This is a genomic window from Burkholderia sp. Bp8998, assembly GCF_003854235.1.
GTDB lineage: Bacteria > Pseudomonadota > Gammaproteobacteria > Burkholderiales > Burkholderiaceae > Burkholderia.
Window position 1 is genome coordinate 104,647 of sequence record NZ_QTQF01000005.1, and the last position, 21,735, is coordinate 126,381.

The 21,735-nt window shown below is 69.2% G+C and carries 20 protein-coding genes; 9 read left to right on the top strand and 11 right to left on the bottom strand.

Annotated features, from left to right (window positions below):
* Window positions 1–16 precede the first annotated feature (16 nt).
* Entirely contained in the window at window positions 17–1,333 is a 1,317-nt protein-coding gene (locus DIE06_RS08065; RefSeq protein WP_124660942.1) for a HipA domain-containing protein, read from the bottom strand.
* Window positions 1,323–1,607: a helix-turn-helix transcriptional regulator gene (locus DIE06_RS08070; protein WP_124660943.1), complete on the bottom strand. Its 285-nt coding sequence runs from the start codon at window positions 1,605–1,607 to the stop codon at window positions 1,323–1,325. Before DIE06_RS08070 ends, DIE06_RS08065 begins: the two co-directional genes overlap by 11 nt.
* A 310-nt stretch (window positions 1,608–1,917) precedes the next feature.
* On the opposite strand from DIE06_RS08070, the gene DIE06_RS08075 reads away from it, so the two are divergent.
* Window positions 1,918–2,628, top strand: coding sequence for an MgtC/SapB family protein (locus DIE06_RS08075; RefSeq protein WP_124660944.1), 711 nt, complete (start codon window positions 1,918–1,920; stop codon window positions 2,626–2,628).
* Window positions 2,629–2,746: 118 nt separating this feature from the next.
* Here DIE06_RS08075 and DIE06_RS08085 read toward each other — a convergent pair whose 3' ends face one another.
* Window positions 2,747–4,945, bottom strand: coding sequence for an ATP-binding protein (locus DIE06_RS08085; protein WP_124660945.1), 2,199 nt, complete (start codon window positions 4,943–4,945; stop codon window positions 2,747–2,749).
* Window positions 4,946–5,338: 393 nt separating this feature from the next.
* On the opposite strand from DIE06_RS08085, the gene DIE06_RS08090 reads away from it, so the two are divergent.
* From DIE06_RS08090 to DIE06_RS08115, 6 genes are all read left to right on the top strand, one after another.
* Window positions 5,339–6,265: a TauD/TfdA family dioxygenase gene (locus DIE06_RS08090; protein WP_124660946.1), complete on the top strand. Its 927-nt coding sequence runs from the start codon at window positions 5,339–5,341 to the stop codon at window positions 6,263–6,265.
* 44 nt (window positions 6,266–6,309) lie between these two features.
* Window positions 6,310–7,365, top strand: a complete 1,056-nt coding sequence (locus DIE06_RS08095) for an ABC transporter substrate-binding protein (RefSeq protein ID WP_124497661.1) — start codon at window positions 6,310–6,312, stop codon at window positions 7,363–7,365.
* Window positions 7,366–7,432: 67 nt separating this feature from the next.
* Entirely contained in the window at window positions 7,433–8,449 is a 1,017-nt protein-coding gene (locus DIE06_RS08100; protein WP_124660947.1) for an ABC transporter ATP-binding protein, read from the top strand.
* A complete protein-coding gene (locus tag DIE06_RS08105) occupies window positions 8,446–9,333 on the top strand; it encodes an ABC transporter permease (protein WP_124660948.1) in 888 nt (295 codons plus the stop codon). Before DIE06_RS08100 ends, DIE06_RS08105 begins: the two co-directional genes overlap by 4 nt.
* A 113-nt stretch (window positions 9,334–9,446) precedes the next feature.
* Window positions 9,447–10,814 carry an MmgE/PrpD family protein gene (locus tag DIE06_RS08110; protein ID WP_124660949.1) on the top strand — a complete coding sequence of 456 codons (1,368 nt, stop codon included), beginning with the start codon at window positions 9,447–9,449 and terminating at the stop codon, window positions 10,812–10,814.
* The gene (locus tag DIE06_RS08115) at window positions 10,811–12,142 is read left to right on the top strand and encodes an LLM class flavin-dependent oxidoreductase (protein ID WP_124660950.1); all 1,332 of its coding nucleotides are present in this window, start codon (window positions 10,811–10,813) and stop codon (window positions 12,140–12,142) included. The genes DIE06_RS08110 and DIE06_RS08115 overlap by 4 nt, the downstream gene beginning before the upstream one ends.
* A gap of 1 nt (window position 12,143) precedes the next feature.
* On the opposite strand, the gene DIE06_RS08120 is transcribed toward DIE06_RS08115, so the two are convergent.
* The 5 genes from DIE06_RS08120 to DIE06_RS38215 all read right to left on the bottom strand — a co-directional run bounded on the left by DIE06_RS08120 (window position 12,144) and on the right by DIE06_RS38215 (window position 15,676).
* Entirely contained in the window at window positions 12,144–12,983 is an 840-nt protein-coding gene (locus tag DIE06_RS08120) for an amino acid ABC transporter ATP-binding protein (RefSeq protein WP_124660951.1), read from the bottom strand.
* The gene (locus tag DIE06_RS08125; RefSeq protein ID WP_124660952.1) at window positions 12,970–13,755 is read right to left on the bottom strand and encodes an amino acid ABC transporter permease; all 786 of its coding nucleotides are present in this window, start codon (window positions 13,753–13,755) and stop codon (window positions 12,970–12,972) included. The genes DIE06_RS08120 and DIE06_RS08125 overlap by 14 nt, the downstream gene beginning before the upstream one ends.
* Complete coding sequence (locus DIE06_RS08130; RefSeq protein WP_124660953.1) at window positions 13,745–14,479, bottom strand: amino acid ABC transporter permease; 735 nt, start codon at window positions 14,477–14,479, stop codon at window positions 13,745–13,747. The genes DIE06_RS08125 and DIE06_RS08130 overlap by 11 nt, the downstream gene beginning before the upstream one ends.
* On the bottom strand, window positions 14,476–15,429 hold the full coding sequence (locus DIE06_RS08135) for a transporter substrate-binding domain-containing protein (protein ID WP_185733367.1): 954 nt from the start codon (window positions 15,427–15,429) through the stop codon (window positions 14,476–14,478). The genes DIE06_RS08130 and DIE06_RS08135 overlap by 4 nt, the downstream gene beginning before the upstream one ends.
* A gap of 82 nt (window positions 15,430–15,511) precedes the next feature.
* Window positions 15,512–15,676, bottom strand: a complete 165-nt coding sequence (locus tag DIE06_RS38215) for a hypothetical protein (protein ID WP_185733368.1) — start codon at window positions 15,674–15,676, stop codon at window positions 15,512–15,514.
* Between the two features lie 209 nt (window positions 15,677–15,885).
* On the opposite strand from DIE06_RS38215, the gene DIE06_RS08140 reads away from it, so the two are divergent.
* On the top strand, window positions 15,886–17,103 hold the full coding sequence (locus tag DIE06_RS08140; protein WP_124660955.1) for an acyl-CoA dehydrogenase family protein: 1,218 nt from the start codon (window positions 15,886–15,888) through the stop codon (window positions 17,101–17,103).
* A gap of 39 nt (window positions 17,104–17,142) precedes the next feature.
* The gene (locus DIE06_RS08145) at window positions 17,143–18,531 is read left to right on the top strand and encodes an LLM class flavin-dependent oxidoreductase (RefSeq protein WP_124660956.1); all 1,389 of its coding nucleotides are present in this window, start codon (window positions 17,143–17,145) and stop codon (window positions 18,529–18,531) included.
* Between the two features lie 2 nt (window positions 18,532–18,533).
* Here DIE06_RS08145 and DIE06_RS08150 read toward each other — a convergent pair whose 3' ends face one another.
* The 3 genes from DIE06_RS08150 to soxC all read right to left on the bottom strand — a co-directional run bounded on the left by DIE06_RS08150 (window position 18,534) and on the right by soxC (window position 21,661).
* Window positions 18,534–19,733 carry an LLM class flavin-dependent oxidoreductase gene (locus DIE06_RS08150; protein ID WP_124660957.1) on the bottom strand — a complete coding sequence of 400 codons (1,200 nt, stop codon included), beginning with the start codon at window positions 19,731–19,733 and terminating at the stop codon, window positions 18,534–18,536.
* Between the two features lie 109 nt (window positions 19,734–19,842).
* Complete coding sequence (locus tag DIE06_RS08155) at window positions 19,843–20,400, bottom strand: c-type cytochrome (RefSeq protein WP_124660958.1); 558 nt, start codon at window positions 20,398–20,400, stop codon at window positions 19,843–19,845.
* Window positions 20,393–21,661 carry a sulfite dehydrogenase gene (gene soxC / locus DIE06_RS08160; RefSeq protein WP_124660959.1) on the bottom strand — a complete coding sequence of 423 codons (1,269 nt, stop codon included), beginning with the start codon at window positions 21,659–21,661 and terminating at the stop codon, window positions 20,393–20,395. The genes DIE06_RS08155 and soxC overlap by 8 nt, the downstream gene beginning before the upstream one ends.
* Window positions 21,662–21,735: the final 74 nt, after the last annotated feature.

Sequence of the window (21,735 nt, forward strand, 5' to 3'; positions counted from 1 at the left end):
GCTTGACTGCGATCGATCAGGATGCGGTACGGCCGCGCGTGCGCCGCAGCGCGCGCCCCATCTCCGCGATCGGCATCGCGACGATTGAATTGAGCAACCGCATTTCCCCGGCGTCCGGGCGCGCGATGACCTGCACTTCATCGAGCGTCTGCGCGACGTGGCGATCGAGCGGTTCGAGAAAGCGCTGCAGTTCGCTCGCGGCGGCCTTCTCCCTGAGCCCGAGCGCCTGTCCGAACGCGATCAGCGCGTCCGCATCGATATCGACAAACCGCGTCGCGTTGCCAAGCGGCATCGTCAGCTCGCAGTGCGGCCAATGATCGCCGCGATGGTCGGGCCGGTGCGTCGGCGTGTGATACACGACCGTGCTGACGATGTCGTAGAACGGCGCGAGCCGGTAGCCGCGTGCGTCGACGAAGAACGACAGGTTCTTCAGGTGCGCGTCGGCATTGCCGACCACCACGTTGAACACGGTCCAGCGGAACACCGACAGGCGCGCCAGCGCGCGCGTGCTGGTGCGGTCGATTGCGCGGGCGAGCTCCTGCGCATTCGCGCGCTGGTACTTGAAGCCGCGGTCGTAGTTGAGCAGCTGCATCGCGTCGATCATATGCACGCGCCCGGCCGGCGCCGACGCGACGTCGCGGTCGAACCGGTCGATCACGTAGCACGCGGACGGCGCGCGCAGGAAGTGCACGTCGGGCACGTCGAGCCCCATCTTCCTCGCGAGCTTCATGCTGAAGAATTCGTTGATCGCCGAGTGCGGATAGCCGGCCGCGCGCATGTCCGGCTTGAGCAGATGCATCGACGGCTCGCTGCCGACCGGCTCGTACAGCGCGTAGTCGGGCGCGTCGCCGCGCAGCACCAGCAGCAGCTTCTGCTGCGCGCCGGCCGCGGACATGCGCTTGGGCGCCGTGGCCGTCAGCGCGCGCTCGGGCATCGCCTGGATCCGGCGCTCGAGCTCGTCGAGCGGCAGCGGCTGCAGGCTGCCGGGCGCTTCCTGTTCGCCTTCGGCCAGCAGCGTCAGCGCGCCGGCCGATTCGCGCCCGAAGTACGCGAGCAGGCCCCACGCGTCGGCGGCGTCGACCTTCGCCTCGCGTGCGAGCGACGTGCGCATGCCCTCCTCGGGCAGCAGGTTGTCGAAGAACCACTGGACCGGGCGATCGGTCGACGTGTCGGTGAAGGTGCCGGCGCGCAGCGCGAACGCCGGCGACAGCGGATAGGCCGTCGGGGACGCGAGCCATTGCGGGTCGTATGCGAACGACCAGATGCCCTTGTCGTCGGTCAGCGTGCCCATGCGCACGCCGTTGGCGGAGGCGATCAGCGTTCTAGCCGCCATGGCTGCTCCTGCGGCGTTGCGCGGCCTTCAGCGCGGTGGCTTCCGAAATCTCGACCGACGACGCGGCGTACAGGCGCACGCCCAGTTCGCCGAGCAGCAGCATGACCTTGCCGATCTGCGCGGTCGGCTTCCCGGCTTCCACCTGGCTGATGAATTTCGGCGACAGCCCGGTCGCGTTCGCGAGTTCGTCGCGCGTGAACCCCTGCTGGAGCCGCGCCGCGCGGATGAGGTGGGCGAGCGCGCCGATCGTGTCGACGGACTGGGATTCCGACATGACGTTCTCCGTGCTTCGTATCTGATCGGGAACAGTATTGCACAGCTCGCCGATCCGGGCATCATTTCGTATCCGTTCGGAAACGGAGTGGTGATCGTCGGGATGGATGCGTCGCTCCGTACCCGATCGGGAACCGGGAGTCGCGAAATCGTGGCACAGGTTGTTTTCGTATTCGCTCGGATACGGGGAAGAAGGCTATCCGGCGCCGCGCACCGCACGCGCGAACCGGGCCCGGACCTTGCGTCCCACCAGCGTCGTCCGCGGTCGTGCCGCGGCGTATCACGCTCGACGATTTGCAGGGGAGGCGCGCATGGAGCCGATGCCGCTCGTACTTCAGTGGAATGCGGTCCTCGTCAGGATCGCGCTCGCGCTGGTCGCGGGCGGACTGATCGGCCTCGATCGCAGCGAATCCGGCAAGACGGCCGGGCTGCGCACGACGATCCTCGTCTGTCTGGCCGCGTGCCTGTCGATGCTGCAGGTCAATGCACTGCTGCTGCAGGCCGGCAAGCCGGAAGGCGCGTTCTCGGTGCTCGACCCGATGCGGCTGCCGCTCGGCATCCTGACCGGGATGGGCTTCATCGGCGGCGGCGCGATCCTGCATCGTGACGGACTCGTATCCGGCGTGACCACGGCCGCGACGCTGTGGTTCGTCACGGTCGTCGGACTGTGCATCGGCGGCGGCCAGCTGTCGCTCGGCGCGCTCGGGCTCGTGCTCGGGCTCCTGGTGGTGTGGCCGCTGCGCTTGGTCGAGCAACGTGTGCGGAGCGTCAGGACGGCACTGATCACCGTCGAGTACGAACCCGGCTCGACGGCGCGGGACCGCCTGACGACCGCGCTGCACGCCGCGGGCTTCGCGTGCCGCACACGCGGCGTTCGCGAAACGGCCGCGCGTGCGCTGCGCGAGGAAGAACTGTTCGTGCAGTGGCGCGAACCGGTCAACGCCGATGGGATGCTGCTTCAACTGATCCGGATCGTCGAATCGGCCGGCCTGACGTCGGTCCGCTGTTCGGCGGAGAACTGAGTCGAAGGCGGCCGCTCGATCGTCGACGGGTTGCGTGCCCCGTACCGTGCTGCACACTCCGTACCGCGTTCAGCGTTCAGCGTTCAGCGTTCAGCGTTCAGCGTTCAGCGTTCAGCGTTCAGCGTCCGGCTTCCGCGCCGGCGCCGTCGTGCGCATCGCCGTTCGTCCCCGGCCGGCTCATCGCGAGATGCAGCGCGGCCGGGTCGACCGGTTTCACGAAATGCTGCAGGAACCCGGTCGCGAGACAGCGTTCGCGATCCGCGTTGCGGCCATAACCGGTCAGCGCGAGGAAGATGCACGGCGTGACTTCGTTGATCGCCTTCAGCCGTCGCAGCAGCTCGTAGCCGTCCATCACCGGCAGCCCGATATCGAGGATCGCGACGTCGGGGCGGTACGCGCGGTACGCGGCCAGCGCGGACACAGGGTCGTGCACGACGGCGACCTCGTGGCCGGCCTCGCGCAGCCATTGCGCGAGCGTCGACGCGGCATCCTCGTTGTCGTCGACCAGCATCACGCGCCGGCCGATGCTGCCCGGCGCCATGTCGCGGATGCCCGGCGGCGGCTGCGGCGCGACCACCGCAACCGCGACCGCTTTCGGCCGGGACTCGGGCAGCGCGATCGTGAATGCGCTGCCGCAGCCGGGTCCGGCGCTGTCCGCGCGCACCGTGCCGCCGTGCAGGGTCACGAGGCTTCGCACCAGCGCGAGGCCGATGCCGAGGCCGCCGTGCGCCTGCTTCGTCTCGCCGCCGAGCCGGTAGAACGGCTCGAAGATGCTGTCGAGGCGGTCGGGCGGAATGCCGGCGCCGTTGTCGCAGACCTCGATGGTCGCGGTACCGTCCGCGCCGTGCACCGCGCGCACGGTGATGTCGCCGCCCGTCGGCGTGTATTTCGCCGCGTTGGTCAGCAGGTTCGCGACGGCCTGCGACAGCCGCACCGGGTCGCCGTGGCAGCACGCGTCCGGATCGGCGTCGACATGCAGGCGGTGACGGCGCTGCTCGAGCAGCGGGCTCGCGATCTCGACCGCGCGGTCGACGATATCCGCGAGCCGCACGGTTTCCTTTTTCAGCGTGATCTTGCCCCGCGTGATGCGCGACACGTCGAGCAGGTCGTCGATCAGCCGGACCATGTGATCGAGCTGCCGCTGGATGATCGCGATCTCGTTCGGCGTCGCTTGGCCGTCGCGGTTGCGGATCAGCTCCAGCGCGAGCGAGATCGGCGTCAGCGGATTGCGCAGCTCATGGCCGAGCACCGCGAGAAACTGGTCTTTCGCCTGATTCGCATCGCGCAGCTCGCCCAGCAGCCGGTCGCGCTCGGTGTTCGCGGCGACGAGCTTCTCGCGCGCGGCGACGTGCTCGGTCACCTCGACCGCGCTGACGATCACGCCGAGCCCGTCCGCGAGCGGCTGCGGATTGAAATGCAGCCGGTACACGCGCGCGCCGTCCTCCGGTTCGGGCCGGTCGCGGTGTTCGCCGATCGTCGTCGAACGGCCCTGCGCGCGGGCGGCTTCGAGCGCCCGCACGATCGCGGGCGTATCGCCGCCGGGCAGCACCGCCGTCAGCGGTTGCTCGACGATGTCGGTCCGGCCGCACAGCGCCGAGAAGCGGTGATTCGCGAGCGCGATCCGGTGCTCGGGGCCCGACAGCAGCGCGATCGGCAACGGCGCGTGCATCAGGACGCCGTTGCGTTGCTGTTCGGCGTCCTCGCGGCGGCGGATCTCGTCGCTCAGCGCGCGCGAGCGCTGCTGCGACAGCGCCAGCGTGAGGTGCAGCTCGTTGGCGTCGTTGCGCAGCGACGCGGCCGGCAGGATGCGGCGGTGCAGCGCACACACGTGGCGGAACATCTCCGACTGCTCGGCGCTCGGAAACGCATCGTGCGGGTAGCCGCAGTAAAGCGAGAAGTGGTATCGCTCGATCAGCTCGTTCCACAGCGCTTCCAGCCGCAGCGCCCCGGCGTACCGGTTCTGCGCGCACAGCAGCGCGACCATTTCGCCGAACGCGTGCACGGGCCGGCCGGCGCGGACCGCCGCTTCGACGATCATGCCGATCGAGCGGTGAAAGCGCGCGGGGTCGGGCAAGTCGCCGTCCATGAAGCTGTCGAGCAATGCCTGCGCGCCGGACATGAAGATCCGGTCGCGAACCGCGTCGCCGATCGACGCGCCGAGCGTGTCCAGGCGTTCGTGCACCGCGGCGAGCCGGTCGGGCCGCGCGATCACGATCGCGCTGCCGCCGTCGCGCAGCGCATCGGCCGCGAACGATGCGACTTCCGACACGAGTTGCGTGTCGTTCTCGTAGAACTGGACGAAGTGATCGGCCCGCATTGGCGCCGATTCCAGCAGGGGAGAGGCAGTTTTCATAGCTCACGACCACGCAATACCGACGGCGGTCGTCGATTCCGTGGCGCCGCCATATCCTGGCGGGCGTGAGCAAGCTGCGTGCCGCGCGCGTGACGAGGCCGGGCGGCCTTGCGGCACGGCCGCGGTCCGTGCGGGCGGTGCCGGGTGAGGCCGGGTTTGTAAATTCTGCAGATACGAGGCGCGCAGGAGCGTGCCGGACGATCCGGGGCGGACCGGGGTGTGCGATCCGGCCGGCAGGCCCGCCGCCCGAGCAGCGATCTTTATCGCCACAGCAGATAAACGTATCCGAATCGCTTCGTTGACGCAGTTCGGCACGCGCTCGTAGATTCGCATTTTTACCGAATCAAGAGCTGTATCGTGACGACACCCGCCATCCGCACCGCATCGACGTCCGCCGGCCATCGGCCTGCCTTGCCGCCGGAGGCCGGCGCGCAGCGATTCGACATCGTCCCGTTCGATGCGCCGCTCGGCGCCGAAGTCGTCGGCATCGACCTGTCGCAACCGCTCGGCGCCGCCGATTTCGCGCGGATTCATCGCGCGCATCTCGACCATCACGTGCTGGTGTTTCGCGACCAGCGCATCACGCCCGACGAACACATCGCGTTCAGCCGCCGCTTCGGCCCGCTGCAGATCCACGTGCTGCATCAGTTCGCGCTGGCCGGGCATCCGGAAGTGCTGATCGTGTCGAACATCGTCGAGAACGGCAAGCCGATCGGGCTCGGCGATGCCGGCCATTTCTGGCACTCCGACCTGTCGTACAAGGAAAGGCCGAGCCTCGGCTCGCTGCTGCATGCTCAGGAACTGCCGGCGGAGGGCGGCGACACGCTGTTCGCGAACATGCATCTCGCGTGGGACACGCTGCCCGCGCACCTGCGCCGCGCGATCGAGGGTCGGCGCGCCGAGCATACGTATCTCGCCCGTTATGCGGAACTGCAGGCGCGCAGCCCGTGGCGGCCGAACCTGTCGGCCGAGCAGATCGCGCAGGTCGAGGCGGTGGTGCATCCGGTCGTGCGCACGCATCCGGAAACGGGCCGCAACGCATTGTTCGTCAGCGAGCATTTCACGACGCGGATCGTCGATTTACCCGAAGACGAAAGCCGCGCGCTGCTGGACGAACTGTTCGTGCACAGCGTGCGTGCCGAGCATCTGTATCGTCACCACTGGCGCGAGCACGACCTCGTGTTCTGGGACAACCGCTCGCTGATGCATCTCGCGGCCGGCACGCCCGACCATCTGCGCCGCAAGCTGTATCGCACGACGATCGAAGGCGACGCGCCGTTCTGAGCGTCACGTCCTTGTTCCGCCGCCTCATTCTCATCGGAGTTCCGATGTCGTTTCCGCTTTCGCCGGCCCTGCGCCGCACGACCCTGTCCGCGCGCCGCGCATTGGCCGCCACGCTCACCGCCGCGCTCGCGTTCGCCGCCGCCGGCACGCCGCAAGCCGCGCACGCGGAAGGCCGCATCCGCATCGCCGAGCAGTTCGGCGTCGTCTACCTGATGCTGAACGTCGCGCGCGACCAGCAACTGATCGAGAAGGAAGGGCGCAAGGCCGGCCTCGACATCAAGGTCGACTGGGTGCGCTTGTCGGGCGGCGCGGCCGTGAACGACGCGCTGCTGTCGGGCGCGGTCGACATCGCCGGCGCGGGCGTCGGGCCGCTTCTGACCGTGTGGGATCGCACCCGCGGCCGGCAGAACGTGAAGGGCGTCGCGTCGCTCGGCAATTTTCCGTACTACCTCGTCAGCAGCAACCCGAACGTGAAGACGATTGCCGACCTGGGCGCGAAGGACCGCATCGCGGTGCCGGCCGTCGGCGTGTCGGTGCAGTCGCGCGTGCTGCAGTACGCGGCCGCGAAGCAGTGGGGCGACAAGCAGTTCGACAAGCTCGATCCGCTGACGCAGGCGATCCCGCATCCCGACGCGACGGCCGCGATTCTCGCGAACAGCAACGTGATTACCGGCCACTTCGGCAATCCGCCGTTCCAGGAGCAGGAACTCGCGGGCAATCCGAATGCGCACATCGTGCTGAATTCCTACGACGTGCTTGGCGGCCCGAGCTCCGCGACGGTGCTGTACGCGACCGGGAAATTCCGCGACGACAACCCGAAGACGTACCGCGCGTTCGTCGCCGCGCTCGCCGACGCCGCGCGCCAGATCGCGGCCGATCCCGAGCGCGCGGCCGACACCTATATCCGCGTGAACGGGTCGAAGATCGATCGCGCGTTGCTGCTGAAGATCCTGCGCAATCCGCAGGTGCAGTTCAAGACGGCCCCGGAGAACACCCTGAAGCTCGCGCAGTTCATGTATCGCACCGGCGCGATCCGCAACGAGCCGAAGTCGTGGCGCGACTACTTCTTCGACGATCCGGCGACGGCCGGCGGTAGTTGAGCGGCGGTGGCGCTGCGGCATCGCGATCGACGCTTATGCGTCGACGCGGTTTCGATATGCGCAATCGTTGGTTGGGTCGCGCACCGCGCCGCCGTATGTTGATGCTTTACCCGCAAGAGTTTCGATCGTGAACGCCACTTACGCCACTTCTCCCCGAATCGGGTTGCCGCCGTATGCGGCGCGCGGTGCCGCCGCGCCGGCCGCCCAACCCGGCACCGACGCACGCGCCGCGAGCGGGCCCGCGCCCGCACCGCAGCTTGCACCGGCCGGTGCGCAGAGCGAGCGCCTGCTGGCGATCGATCGCGTGAGCCTCGAATACCGGAGCGGCGCGCGAATCGTCCGCGCGACCCATCAGGTCAGCTTCGACGTATACGGCAGCGACCGCTTCGTGCTGCTCGGCCCGTCGGGGTGCGGCAAGTCCACGTTGCTGAAGGCGATCGCCGGCTTCATCGAGCCCGTATCGGGTTCGATCGCGCTCGACGGTCGGCCCGTTCAGGGGCCGGGCCCCGATCGGATCGTCGTGTTCCAGGAATTCGACCAGTTGCCGCCGTGGAAGACGGTCGTCGAGAACGTCGCGTTTCCGTTGCGGGCGGCCGCGAAGCTGTCGCGCGCGGAAGCACGCGAGCGCGCGCTGCACTATCTCGACAAGGTCGGCCTCGGCGCGTTCGCCGATGCGTATCCGCATACGCTGTCCGGCGGCATGAAGCAGCGCGTCGCGATCGCGCGTGCGCTGGCGATGCAGCCGCGCGTGCTGCTGATGGACGAACCGTTCGCCGCGCTCGACGCGCTCACGCGCCGCAAGATGCAGGAGGAACTGCTGCGCCTGTGGGACGAGTTCCGCTTCACGCTGCTGTTCGTCACGCATTCGATCGAGGAGGCGCTCGTCGTCGGCAACCGGATCCTGCTGCTGTCGCCGCATCCGGGCCGCGTGCGCGCGGAGCTCAACAGTCACGACCATTCGCTCGACAGTGTCGGCACCGGTGACTTCCGCGACAGCGTCGCGCGCATTCATCATCTGCTGTTCGATACCGACGCGACGCACGAAACGAACGCCGCGCCGGCCACGGAGGCAACCGCATCATGAGCACCATCGATCCGGCCCTGCCGCCGCTGCCGCCGGTGCGCGCCGAATACGTGCGCACGCTCGACACGCTCCCCGACGCCGACCGTGCGGCACCCGCGCCGCTGTGGCGCCGCATCGCCGGTGCGAGCGGGTTTCGCCGCGCCGTCATCGCGCTCGTGCTGATCGCCGCATGGGAAATCGTCGCGCGCATCGTCGCGAACGACCTGCTCGTGCCGACCTTCGGCGCGACGCTGGCCGCGTTCGTGCAGGGCATCGCGTCGGGCGAACTGCTGGTGAAGACGGGCATCTCGATGTCGGTGCTGCTGCGCGGCTATGCGCTCGGCGTGCTGTTCGCGTTCGTGCTGACGTCGCTCGCGGTGTCGACGCGCATCGGCCGCGACGTGCTGACGATGCTCACGTCGATGTTCAATCCGCTGCCGTCGATCGCGTTGCTGCCGATCGCGCTGCTGTGGTTCGGGCTCGGCACCGGCAGCCTGCTGTTCGTGCTCGTGCACGCGGTGCTGTGGCCGCTCGCGCTCAGCATGTACACCGGTTTCGCCGGCGTGCCGGCCACGCTGAAGATGGCCGGGCGCAACTACGGCCTCACCGGTCTGGGCCAGATCGCGCTGATCCTCGTGCCGGCCGCGCTGCCGTCGATCCTGTCGGGGCTGCGCGTCGGCTGGGCATTCGCGTGGCGCACGCTGATCGCGGCGGAACTCGTGTTCGGCGCGAGCGCGGGGCAGGGCGGGCTCGGCTGGTACATCTTCCAGAACCGCAACGAGCTGTATACCGACCGCGTGTTCGCGGGCCTCGCGGCCGTCATCGTGATCGGCCTGCTGGTCGAGCATCTCGTGTTCGATACGCTCGAACGCGTGACGGTGCGCCGCTGGGGCATCCAGCACTGACACGCGCCGATCCGGGCGAGCACGCGGGCGCCAACGCTCGCATCGGAGCGGGAACCGGAAGGTTCCCGGCTGCGCCGCCCGTTGTGGCATTTCGCGACTTTCCAACTGCCGACATGTCTTCCCACTTGATTCCCGACGGCGCGGCCGACAGCATCACGCGCCGGCTGGCCGCCGCGATTGCGTGCGCCGAGCCCGCGCGTGATCCGTCCGCCATCGCTGCCGCGCGGCGTGGCCTGCTCGACTTCCTTGCCGCCGCGTTCGCCGGCGCTCGCGACAACGGTTACCGCAAGCTGCTGGCGGTATGCGGTCGCGATTCGACCGGCGCGGCAGCGGTGATCGGCAGTGCGACACCGGCGTCGCCGCAATATGCCGCGCTGCTCAACGGCTATGCAGGCCACGCGCTCGACTACGACGACGTGCACAGCAGCGTGCGCGGCCACCCCGGCACCGTGCTGCTGCCGGCGTTGCTCGCGCTCGCGCAGGTGCGCGCACGCAGCGCGCTCGAACTGCTCGACGCATACGTCGTCGGCGTCGAGACGATGGCGCGGGTCGGTCTCGCGCTCGGCAGCCGCCACTATGAACTCGGCTTCCACAACACCGCGACGCTCGGCACGCTCGGCGCGGCCGCCGCCGCGGCGCGTCTGCTCGGGCTCGATGCGGCGGCCACCGAAAACGCACTCGGCATCGCCGCGACGCAATCGGCCGGGCTGCGGCTGCAGTTCGGCAGCGAGGTCAAGCCGTTGCACGCGGGCCTTGCGGCGCGCGCGGGGCTGTTCTCCGTGGAGCTCGCCGAGGCCGGACTTGCCGGCGCGCCGGGCGCACTCGACGGCCCGGAAGGATTCTTCGCCGTGTTCGGCGGCGGCGCGGCGCAGCCGACGCGCGTGCTGGCCGACTGGGGCGCGCCGTGGCAGATCGTGTCGCCCGGCCTGTACTTCAAGCCGTGGCCGTGCTGCACGGCAACCCATTACGCGGTGCAGGCCGCGCTCGATCTGCGCGCTCGCCACCGCATCGCGCCGGCGGACATCGATGGCATCACGGTCACCTTCCCGCCGGGCGGCGACACGCCGCTGTCGAACCGACTGCCGGCAACCGGGCTCGAAGCGCGCTTCAGCGTGGAATACGCGGTGGCCGCCGCACTGACGGACGGCCCGCCGGGCGTCGCGACGTTCGCCGACGTGCCCGTGCGCGATGACCTGATCGCACTTGCCGCACGCGTGACACGGCGCCACGATGCCGCCGCGCCACGCGCGTCGACCGATCCCGCGACGCGCTTCTCGATCGTCGAGCTCGTGCTGCGCGGCGGCGACACGCTGCGGCAGCGCACCGAACGCCTCGTCGGCGCAGACGACCTCGCCGCGAAGTTCGCGGACGCGACCGCGCATGATCCCGCGCTCGCGTTCGTGCCGGAGCTGATCGACACGATGCGCGGCACGGCCGATCTCGCACGCCTTTTTCACACCTTCACTTCGCTTCGACCATGAGCATCGATCACAGCACACCTTCCCGCCGGCAGATGCGCCTCGGGCTGTTCCTCCAGGGTGCCGGACACCACGTCGCCGGCTGGCGCCACCCCGACGCCGAATCCGGCAGCGAGAACTTCGACCTGCTGCGTCGCGTCGTACAGACTGCCGAGCGCGCGAAGTTCGACATGGTCTTCCTTGCCGACGGCCTGACGAGTGGCCCCGACGCGCACCCGTCGATGGCGATGCGCTTCGAGCCACTGAGCCTGCTGTCGGCGCTCGCGATGCACACGCGGCACATCGGCCTCGCGGCGACCGCATCGACGACATACAGCGAGCCCTATCACATCGCGCGCGTATTCGCGTCGCTCGACCACCTGAGCGGCGGACGCGCCGCGTGGAACGTCGTGACGACCTCGTACGACCGCACCGCCGCGAACTTCACGCGCGGCAACCATCCCGATCACGCGCAGCGCTACGAGATGGCCGGCGAATTCGTCGATGTCGTGAAGGGGCTGTGGGACAGCTGGGACGACGACGCGATCGTCAGGGACAAGGCGCGTGGCATCTATTTCGATCCGGCGAAGGTGCATGCGCTCGATCACGCCGGGCGCTTCTTCAACGTGAAGGGGCCGCTCAACGCGTCGCGCCCGCCGCAGGGCCACCCGGTCGTGATTCAGGCCGGCTCGTCGGGCCCCGGCCAGGATCTCGCCGCGCGCACCGCGGAAGTCGTGTTCACCGCGCAGCAGACGCTCGACGAAGCGCAGGCCTTCTATCGCGACCTGAAGGGGCGGCTCGCGGCGTACGGTCGTGCGGGCGACGCGCTTGCCGTGATGCCGGGTGTATTCCCGGTGATCGGTCGCACCGAGCAGGAGGCGAAGGACAAATATGCGCAGCTCCAGCAATGGACCGATACGTCGGGCGCGCTGACGCTGCTGTCCGACCGTCTCGGCCACGACGTGTCGAAGTATCCGCTCGACGGCCCGCTGCCCGACCTGCCCGAATCCGATCAGTTGAAGAGCCGTGCGAGGCTGCTGACCGATCTCGCGCGCCGCGAGAACCTCACGCTGCGCGAACTCTACTATCTCGTCGCCGGCGCGCGCGGGCACCGGATCGTATGGGGCACGCCCACGCAGGTCGCGGACGCGCTGGAGGAATGGTTCACCGGCGGCGGCGCCGACGGCTTCAACATCATGCCGCCTTATTTCCCGGGCGGGCTCGACGATTTCGTCGAGCATGTCGTGCCGGAGCTGCAGCGTCGCGGCCTGTTCCGTACCGAATACGAAGGCACGACGCTGCGCGAACATCTCGGGCTCGCGCGCCCGGCGAGCCGCTACGTGGCACGCTGAGTCAGACCGCGAAGCGCGTCAGGTCGAGTGCGACCGGTGCGCTGTCGCGGCTCGCGAGCGCAGTGCCGGCCGGGCCGAGCGCATGCGCGAGGAATGCGCGCGTGCGCGGGCTTTGCGGCGCACGGAACAGTTGCGCGGCCGGCCCGTGCTCGACGATCACGCCCGCCTCGGTGAAGTAGACGACATCGCTGATCTCCTCGGCGAACCGCATCTCGTGGGTGACGAGTACGCAGGTCATGCCGTCGCGCACGAGATCGCGAATTACCGACAGCACGTCGCCGACGGTTTCCGGATCGAGTGCGGACGTCACCTCGTCGAACAGGATCAGGTCGGGCTGCATCGCGAGCGCGCGCGCGATCGCGACGCGCTGCTGCTGGCCGCCCGACAGCTCGCCGGGGTAGGCGTGCGCCTTGTCGGCGAGGCGCACGCGTTCGAGCAGCGCGTGCGCGGTGCGCACGGCTTCGGCGCGGTCGCGGCCGAGAATCCTGACCGGTGCGACGACGAGATTGTCGAGCACGCTCAGGTGCGGAAACAGGTTGTATTGCTGGAACACGAAGCCGACGCGCTTGCGCAGCGCGATTTCGTCGCGCTCCGATGCGAGCCGGTCGACGCGCGTGCCGTCAACGTCGATCAGGCCGCGCTGGGGTCGCAACAGCCCCGTGATGCAACGCAGGATCGTCGATTTGCCGGAGCCGGACGGACCGATGATGGACACGGCCTGGCCACGGTGCACGTCGAGATCGATGCCGCGCAGCACGGGCGTCGTGCCGTAGGACAGATGCACGTCGCGCAGGCGGACGAGCGGCTCGTCCGCGCCGCGCGGAGTTTCAGTGGAATGCATGACGTCGTTCGAGAAGGCGGGTGAAACGGGCGATCGGGTAGCAGTACGCGAAAAACAGGCCGAGTACCGTGAAATACACGACGACGGTGAAGTCGGCGCGCGCGACGGTGTTGCTCGCGACCTGCGCGGTGTCGAGCAGGTCGTGCACGCCGACAAGCGACGCGAGCGCGGTGGCCATCGTGATGCTCGCGTACAGGTTCATCCACGGCGGCAGCATGCGGCGCACGCATTGAGGCAGAATGATCCAGCGGAACACCTGCACGCGGCTGAACGCGAGCGAGCGTGCGGCGTCCCACTGCGCGTGCGGAATCGATTGAATCGCGCCGCGGAAGATTTCCGCGAAGTTCGCGCTCGCGGGCAGCGCGAGACCGAGCGTCACCTTGAACCAGTCCGGAAACGGCAGCGACGCGTGGCCGAGCCGGATTTCGAACGGGAATACGTAGGTCGAGAAATAGATCAGCACGAGAAGCGGCGCGTTGCGGAACACCTGCACGTACGCGCGCGCCGCAACGCGTGCGATGCCGAGCCGCGACAGCGTCAGCGGGCCGAGCGCGAGGCCGGCGAGCGTGCCGAGTGCGATCGCCAGCGCGCTGATGCCGATGTTGACGAGCATCGCCTTGCCGAGCGCGGGCAGCCACGTGGCGAGCGCGACGAGGGTCGGATGGCGCCGACCGGCAACAGCCAGCGCGATGACGGCCAGCGCGGCCAGTATTGCCGCGACCGCGGGCCAGCGCACGAGGCGCGCGGGCGAAGCGAGCGAGTCAATGGCCATAGCCGGGTATCCTCAAGCGGTTTTCGAGCCAGCGTCCCGCGAGGTTGACCGTGAACGTGAGCGCGCCGAAGAAGAGCAGGATCAGGATCATCAACTCGAGCACGTTGTCGCGCTGCGTCCAGATCATGATCGACGCATAGGTGACGTCGCCGACGGCGATCGCCGACGCGACCGTCGTCATCTTCACGAGGTCGACCAGGTTGTTGACGAGCGCGGGCAGCGCGAAGCGCACCGCGAGCGGCAGCTGCACGTGCCAGAGCCGCTGGCGCCGGCTGTAGCCGAGCGACTGCGCTGCTTCGAGCGTTGCGCGTGGCACCGCTTCGAGGCCGGCGCGCAGCGCTTCCGCGTGGAACGCGCCCTTGTGCAGCGAGATCACGATGACGCTCCAGATGAACGGCGTGAGCGGATTGCCGCCCAAATCGCGCAGTGCGGCGCTGATCAGCATGTTGACGACGAGGAATGCACAGAACAATTGCACGAGCGTCGGTGTGTTGCGGGTGAGCTCGACGAACGCGCGTGCAGGGCGCGCGAGCGCCGCGCTCGGCGACACCAGCAACGCGGCGAGCACGACGCCGCAGGCGAGGCTGCCGAGCACGGTCGCGACCGACAATTCGAGCGTCACGCCCATCCCGTGCACGAACGACGCGCGCTCGTCCGCGGCAAGCACGAAGCCGTAGTCGAGGCCGAGCTTGCGGAGCGCATCGACGGCGTCGGCCGCCGTCATGTGCGCTGCGCCTTGAGCTTCGCGTGCAGGTCGAGCACGGCTTGCGACGGCGTCATGCCGTTCTTGCGCTCGACGTCGAGCAGCCAGCCGCTGCGATGCCAGTCCTGGACGATCCGGTCGAGCGCGGCCTGCGTATCGGTCTCGCCCTTGCGAACCCAGATCACCGCCGGCGACGGAATCAGGTCGGCGGGCAGCGGCGTCGCATAGTCCTTCCAGTCCGGGTTGCGCTCGACCAGCATGCGCAGCGTCGGCGCGACGTGCACGGCGGCCACGCAGTTGTTGCCGCGCAGCGCGAGCAGCGATTCGGGCTGGCCGCGGAACGCCTTCACCTGCGCGCCGTATTCCGTCGCGAGCGGCTTCGTGTAGTTGCTGCCTTGCGATACGCAGACCGGCTTGCCGCGCAAGTCGGCCCAGGACTTGATGCCGCTGTCCTTGCGCGTGATCAGCGCACCGCCGATGGATTCGAACGGCGTCGGCGCATACGACAGTATCTCCGCGCGCTCCGTCGTCAGCTCCATGTTGGCGATCAGCGCGTCGACCTTGCCCTGCTGCAGGAATTGCACGCGGTTCGACGGCTGCACAGGTGTCAGCTCGGCGTCGACACCGAGCCGTTTCGCGACGTCGTTCGCCAGATCGACGTTGAAGCCGACCGGTTTTTGCGTCGCGGGATCGAGCGAGCCGAACGGCGGGCCCGACAGGATCACGCCGATCGTGATCTTGTGACGTTGATGAATACGATCGAGCGTGCTGTCCGCGCGAGCGACACCGGACAAAGCCGAAAGGAGGGCGGCGAGGAATAGCGCGTGGCCTGACGTAGTGCGAAACGATCTGCTGAACATGGGAAAAATGGACGTTGTGTGAGCGAAGCGGGGCAGCGCATCGCGCACCCGGTTGTCGGAACCCTGAATTTTCGGGATGTGGAACGCATCCAGGAACCAAGAAATTCTCATACCGTTATCTGGTCCTTAGATTTACGCAGAGGAACACGACGCTCGCGCAGCCGGAGTGGCGATATGACGGAGGAATCTGCCGTCACGATGCACGCTGCTGCTGCACCTGTTCTACCGTTAAACCGGTGCGTGCCCGCGTCGGCCGGCGTGATGAGAAAGGCGGGCTGCCGCGCAGGCTTTCGATCGCGTCGCCTGGATGCCCGTAGTGGACGTTCAGCAGCCGCCCGGTCTGCTCGGGATCAGTCATGCTGCGCCGCCGGCGCATCCAGCACTGCCACGCACCGAGCCGGGCGAGCACGCGCGCACATTCCCGGCGCGCGCATAACCAAAGCTGAAATCGGTTTTTCACGCGCGACGGATGCGTCCCTATACTTTTCCGTGCCGCCCGCGGGCTGCGGCGACGGCCGACGCAATCGTGCGGCGGGCCGTCGTTTTTCCTGGAAGAGGGACTGCCGAATGAACGCCCGTCATGGCGCCGAACCGCGCGACGCGCTGCGTGCCGCGCTCGCTGCACTGCCTGAACTCGCGACCGAGATCGGGCGCGACGCCGCGCAACGCGAGGCGCGGCGCGAATTGCCGTTCGAAGGCTTCGCGCTGTTTCGCCGCTCGTCGCTCGGCGTGCTGCGGATTCCGGTCGAACGCGGCGGCCTCGGCGGCACGCTGGTCGACCTGTTCGACACGATCGCGACGCTCGCGGCCGCCGATTCGAATCTCGCGCACGCGCTGCGCATTCACTACGACCTGACCGAGACGCTGCGGCTGTCGCCGCGCACGCCATTCTACGACGTGCAGCTCGAGCGCGCGCTGGCCGGCGCGATCTTCGGCGGCGCATCGACCGAGCGCGGCACGTCGCGGCCGGGCGAGAACACGACCGTGCTGCGCCGGGACGGCGAACACCATCGTGTGACGGGGCGCAAATACTATTCGACGGGCACCGCGTTCGCCGATTTCGCGCGCATCAACGTGGAGAACGAGCAGGGCGACGCGCTCGCCGTGATCATCCCGGTCGCGCGCGACGGCGTGCAGGTGCTCGACGACTGGGACGGCATGGGCCAGCGCATGACCGCGAGCGGCAGCCTGTTGCTGCACGACGTGCAGGTGTTCGCGGACGAAGTGGCGGCTCGCGACGGCTCGACGCTCGTCGGCCGCCATTGCGGCGCGCTGCGGCAGCTTCATCTCGTCGCGACGGGGGCGGGCATCGTGCGCAACGTGGTGGCCGACGCGCGCCGCTACGTGCTCGCGCACGGCCGGCCGGTGCTGCACAGCCCGGCGGCGAGTGCGCGCGACGATCATTTCATCCAGCAGATCGTCGGCGAGCTGTCCGCGCACAGCCACGCGATCGATGCGCTCGTGCGCGACAACGCGCGGGCGCTCGACCGCTCGGCCGACGCGATCGAGGCCGGCGATGCCGATGCGCACGAACGGGTGCTCGACAGCGCGCTCGCGACCGCGCGCACGCAGCTGATCGTCGGCAAGCTCGCGCTGTATGCGGCCGAACGGCTGTTCGAAGTGGGCGGCGCGTCGGCGACCGCGCGCGTGCACAACCTCGATCGGCACTGGCGCAACCTGCGCACGATCTTCAGCCACAACCCGCTGCTGCACAAGGCGCGGGTGATCGGCGACTACGACCTGAACGGCGTGACCACGCACCTGACCGAAGGACGCGTGTTCTGATTCTGCTGCATCCGCAGCCCACTTTCCGGAATCCTCACGATGACGACCCGCACCGGCCATCTGCACCTCGGCGCGTTCCTGTATCCGACCGGCCATCACATCGCCGCGTGGCGCCACCCCGGTTCGCAGGCGGACGCCGGCGTCGATTTTCGTCACTACGTGCGGCTTGCGCAGGCGGCCGAGGCCGCGAAGTTCGATCTCGTGTTCCTCGCGGACGGCGTCGGCACGCGCGGCGACGACGTCGAATTCCTGAGCCGCACTGCGCACAGCTACGTCGCGCAGTTCGAGCCGTTGACACTGCTGTCGGCGCTCGCAGCCGTCACCGAACGCATCGGCCTCGTCGGCACCGCGTCGACGAGCTTCAACGAGCCGTTCCACATCGCGCGGAAGTTCGCGTCGCTCGACCACATCAGCGGCGGCCGCGCCGGGTGGAACCTCGTCACGTCGTCGAGCGCGCACGAAGCGCGCAACTTCAACCGCGATGCGCATTTCGATCACGGCGAACGCTATGCGCGCGCGGAGGAATTCGCCGACGTCGTGCGCGGACTCTGGGACAGCTGGGACGACGACGCGTTCGTGCGCGACCGCGCAAGCGGCCGCTTCTTCGACCCGGACAAGCGCCATGTGCTCGATCATCGCGGTCGTTTCTTCCAGGTGCATGGGCCGCTGAACGTCCCGCGTGCGCCGCAGGGGCATCCGGTCGTCGTGCAGGCCGGCTCGTCGACGGCCGGCACGCGGCTGGCCGCCCGCACGGCCGAGGTGATCTTCACCGCGCAGCAGACGCTCGACGACGCGATCGCGTTCTACGCGGACGTGAAGGGGCAGCTCGCCACGTTCGGCCGCGACCCCGACACGCTGAAGATCATGCCCGGCGTCTTTCCGGTGGTCGGCCGCACCGAAAGCGAGGCGAAGGAGAAATTCGACGCGCTGCAGGCGCTGATCGACCCGAAGGTCGGGCTCGCGCTCGTGTCGGGCCTGACCGGCGGCGTCGATCTGTCCGCGTATCCGCTCGACGGCCCGATCCCGCCGCTGCCGGAAACCAATGCGAGCAAGAGCCGGCAGACGCTGACGCTCGAGCTCGCGCGCCGCGAGAACCTGACGATCCGCGAACTGTACCTGCGCATTGCAGGTGCGCGCGGTCACTGGCAGCTCGTCGGCACGCCGGAGCAGATCGTCGATGCGCTCGAGGAACGGTTCGTCCATTACGGCGCGGACGGCTACAACGTGATGGCGCCGACCTTGCCAGGCGGCCTCGACGATTTCATCGCGCTCGTGCTGCCCGAACTGCGTCGCCGCGGGCTGTTTCGCAGCGACTACGCCGGTCGCACGCTGCGCGATCATCTCGGGCTGCGGCGACCCGCGCGGCGTCCGCCCGCTGCACCCGCTGCGTCGGCGACGCCGGCGACGCGGGCGGCCTCCGCCGCCTGAACTCAGCGCCGCAGGCCGGCGTCGCGCAGCAGCGGCAGCACGCGTGCGCCGAAGAAGTCGAGATCGGGCTTGAAGTCATAGAAGCTCAACTGTATGCCGTCGATGCCGGCCCGGTGCAGCCGCACGATGGTGTCGGCGACTTCCTCGGGCGAGCCCGTGATCGAGATGTTGCCGCCGATCGCGCGCGCGGCCGCCTGCGAGCGCTGCGCGAAGCCGCCCCGCCACGCGTGGGCGTCGCTGTCGAAACGGTGGAAGCTGCCTTCGTCCGCATGCGCGACGATCGCGTCGCGGTACGCGCGCGCTTCGGCCGCCGTCTCGCGGCAGATCACGAGCGGATTGAGCAACGTGCGGATCGTCCTGCCGTGCGCGGCGGCGGCCGCCTTCACGCGCGCCGTATGCGCGGGGAGCGCGTCCAGCGCGAGATCGACATCCGGGCCGGCCGGGCTCGTGACGAACACGATGTCCGAATAGCGGGCCGCGAACGCGATGCCCGCGTCGGAGCCCGTCGCATTGACCAGCAGCGGGCGGCCGTAGCGCGGCTTCGGCGTGACGAACGCGCCGGAGAGCCGCCAGCTCGACAGCGCGGGCGAGTAGCTGAAGTTGTCCGGTTGGGCCCACAACTGGCTGACCGCGTCGACGAATTCGGCGGCCATCTCGTAGCGCCGGTCGTGCTCGATCCGGTTCCAGCCGAACATCTCGTGTTCGATCGCGCGGTGGCCGGTCACGACGTTGATGCCCCAGCGGCCGCGCGAGATGTGATCGAGCGTCGCCGTGAACTTCGCGAAATGCAGCGGATGCCACGGCCCGTAGAGCACGTGGCTCGTCGCGACGAGGATGATCCGTTCGGTGCGTGCGGTGAGCGCCGCCAGCGTCATGAACGAGTCGAGCGCCTGGCCATCGAACACGCCACCGTAGCCGCCTTTCGGCAGCCACTGCGACAGCGCGAACACGAGATCGAAGCCGAGTGCCTCGGCCCGCGCGACCAGGTCGGCGTTGTAGTCGAACGTCCAGTCGGTCGAGCGCGGCAGCGTCGATGCGCTCCAGCCGCCCGCCTGGATCGGCAGGAACAGCCCGAGCATCAGCGGCTGCGCGAGCACGCGCGACGCGGGGCTGTCGGGGAAGTCGGCCGGGGAACGGACGTCGACGAACGGCGACGGCGTGAGCGGGGTGACGGCTTGGGCCGCGGCGGATGGGTCGGTCAAGGTTGGCTCCCTGCGCGGCGCGCTCGCGCCGAATGAAAAAATCCGGCACGCCAGGCCGGCAGTCGAGGCAGGCCGATCTCCGTTCTGCCGGCCAGCGGATCGCGTCGCGTCACAGTCGTCCCGGCCGCGGGTCGGGCACGAAGCCGTCGCGGTTCGGCATCCTGATGCGCGGCAGCGAGCGCGCATCGAGCGTCGTGTTGTCCGGCACGATGCCGTTCAGGTGCAGCACGAACGCGGTGACCGCATAGACGTCGTCCGCGCTCAGCGATTGCGGTGCGTTGTACGGCATCGCGCGGCGGATGTAGTCGAACAGCGTCGTCGTATACGGCCAGTAACTGCCGACCGTCTTTTTCGGTGTCGCGCCGGCGAGCGAACCAACGCCGCCGACGAGCGGATCGCCGACGCCGCCCTGGCCGCCGGCACCGTGACACATCGCGCACTTGTCGGCAAAGACGTGCGCGCCGCGCGCGACCGTGCCCGCGCCGGGCGGCAGGCCGCTGCCGTCGGGCGCGACGTCGATGTCCCATGCGGCGATCGCCGCGCGGTCGACCGGCTGACCGAGACCGAAGCCCGCGCCGAACGCGGGCGGCGCGAGCAACGCCAGCGCGCCGATCGTGCCCGACGCAACCGCGAACGACACGAGCGGACGCACGATCGTGTTACGCATTGCGCACCTCGCCGTCCGCGCCGACGCGCCAGTTCTGGATGCCGTTGTAGTGGTATTGCGAATTGACGCCGCGCGCGGCGACGAGCGCGTCGCGGGTCGGCTGCACGTAGCCCGTTTCGTCGGTTGCGCGGCTTTGCAGGTCCGCGGGCTCGCCGTTCCAGACCCAGTCGGCTTCGAAGCGCGTCAGCGCGCGATCGCGCACGTCGCCCGCAAGCCGTGCGGCGCGCCAGGTGCGCCCGCCGTCGGTCGAGACGTCGACCGCGCGAACCCGGCCGCGCCCCGACCACGCATAGCCGCTGATCGGGTAGTAGCCGTGCGATGCGAGCCGGTGGCCGGCCGACGGGCGCGTGATCACCGATTTTGCGTCCATCTCGAACACGAACTGGCGGGCGCAGCCGTTCGGCAGCAGGCTCGTGTATTTCGACGTTTCCTCGCGCGTCATCTCCGGTGCACGCACCAGCTTCAGCCGCCGCAGCCACTTGATGTTCGTGTTGCCTTCGAAGCCCGGCACGATCAGCCGCACCGGATAGCCGTTCTCGGGGCGCAGCCGCTCGCCGTTCTGCGCATAGACGACGAGCGCGCGCTCGAGAATCCGCTCGAGCGGCAGGCTGCGCGTCATCGCCGCGCCGTCCGCGCCTTCCGCGAGCAGCCATTGCGCGGCCGGATCGATGCCCGTTTCGTCGAGCAGCGTCGACAGCCGCACGCCCGTCCATTCGCAGCACGACAGCAGCCCGTGCGTGAACTGGACGGGCAGGCCGCTCGGGCCGCTCCATTCGCTGCCGGTATTGCCCGAGCATTCGAGGAAGTGGATCCGCGATTCGGACGGAAAGCGCAGCAGGTCGTCGAGCGTGAAGCTGCGCGGCTCGCGCACGAGGCCGTGCACGACGACGCGGTGGCGTTGCGCATCGATATCGGGCACGCCCGCATGATGGCGCTCGTAGACGAGACCGTTCGGCGTGATGTCGCCGAACAGGTCGGCGAGCGGCGTCATCGACGAGCCGGCTCCGGGCAGCGCCGGCGTGCGCGCGCTGCGACGGATGACGTCACGTTCGTGCGCGCCCGGCACGCCATACGGCGGCGACAGCAGCGGCGCGCCCGGCGTGCGCGTCCACGGCGGCACGTCCAGCGGCGCAAGCAGGGTGAGCGGCTGGCCCGCGAGCGCGCCGCCGGCCGGCAGCATCGCGGCGGCCCAGCCGCCGGCGAGCTGGCGCAGCGCCGCGCGTCGACCGGCGCGGCGTGGGCGGGAAAGGGAGTCGGTCATGATCGAAGCCGTGCCGCGCGGGCGCGGCAGCATCCGGAAAAACGGACATTCTCGGCAACCGGGTGCGACGCGGC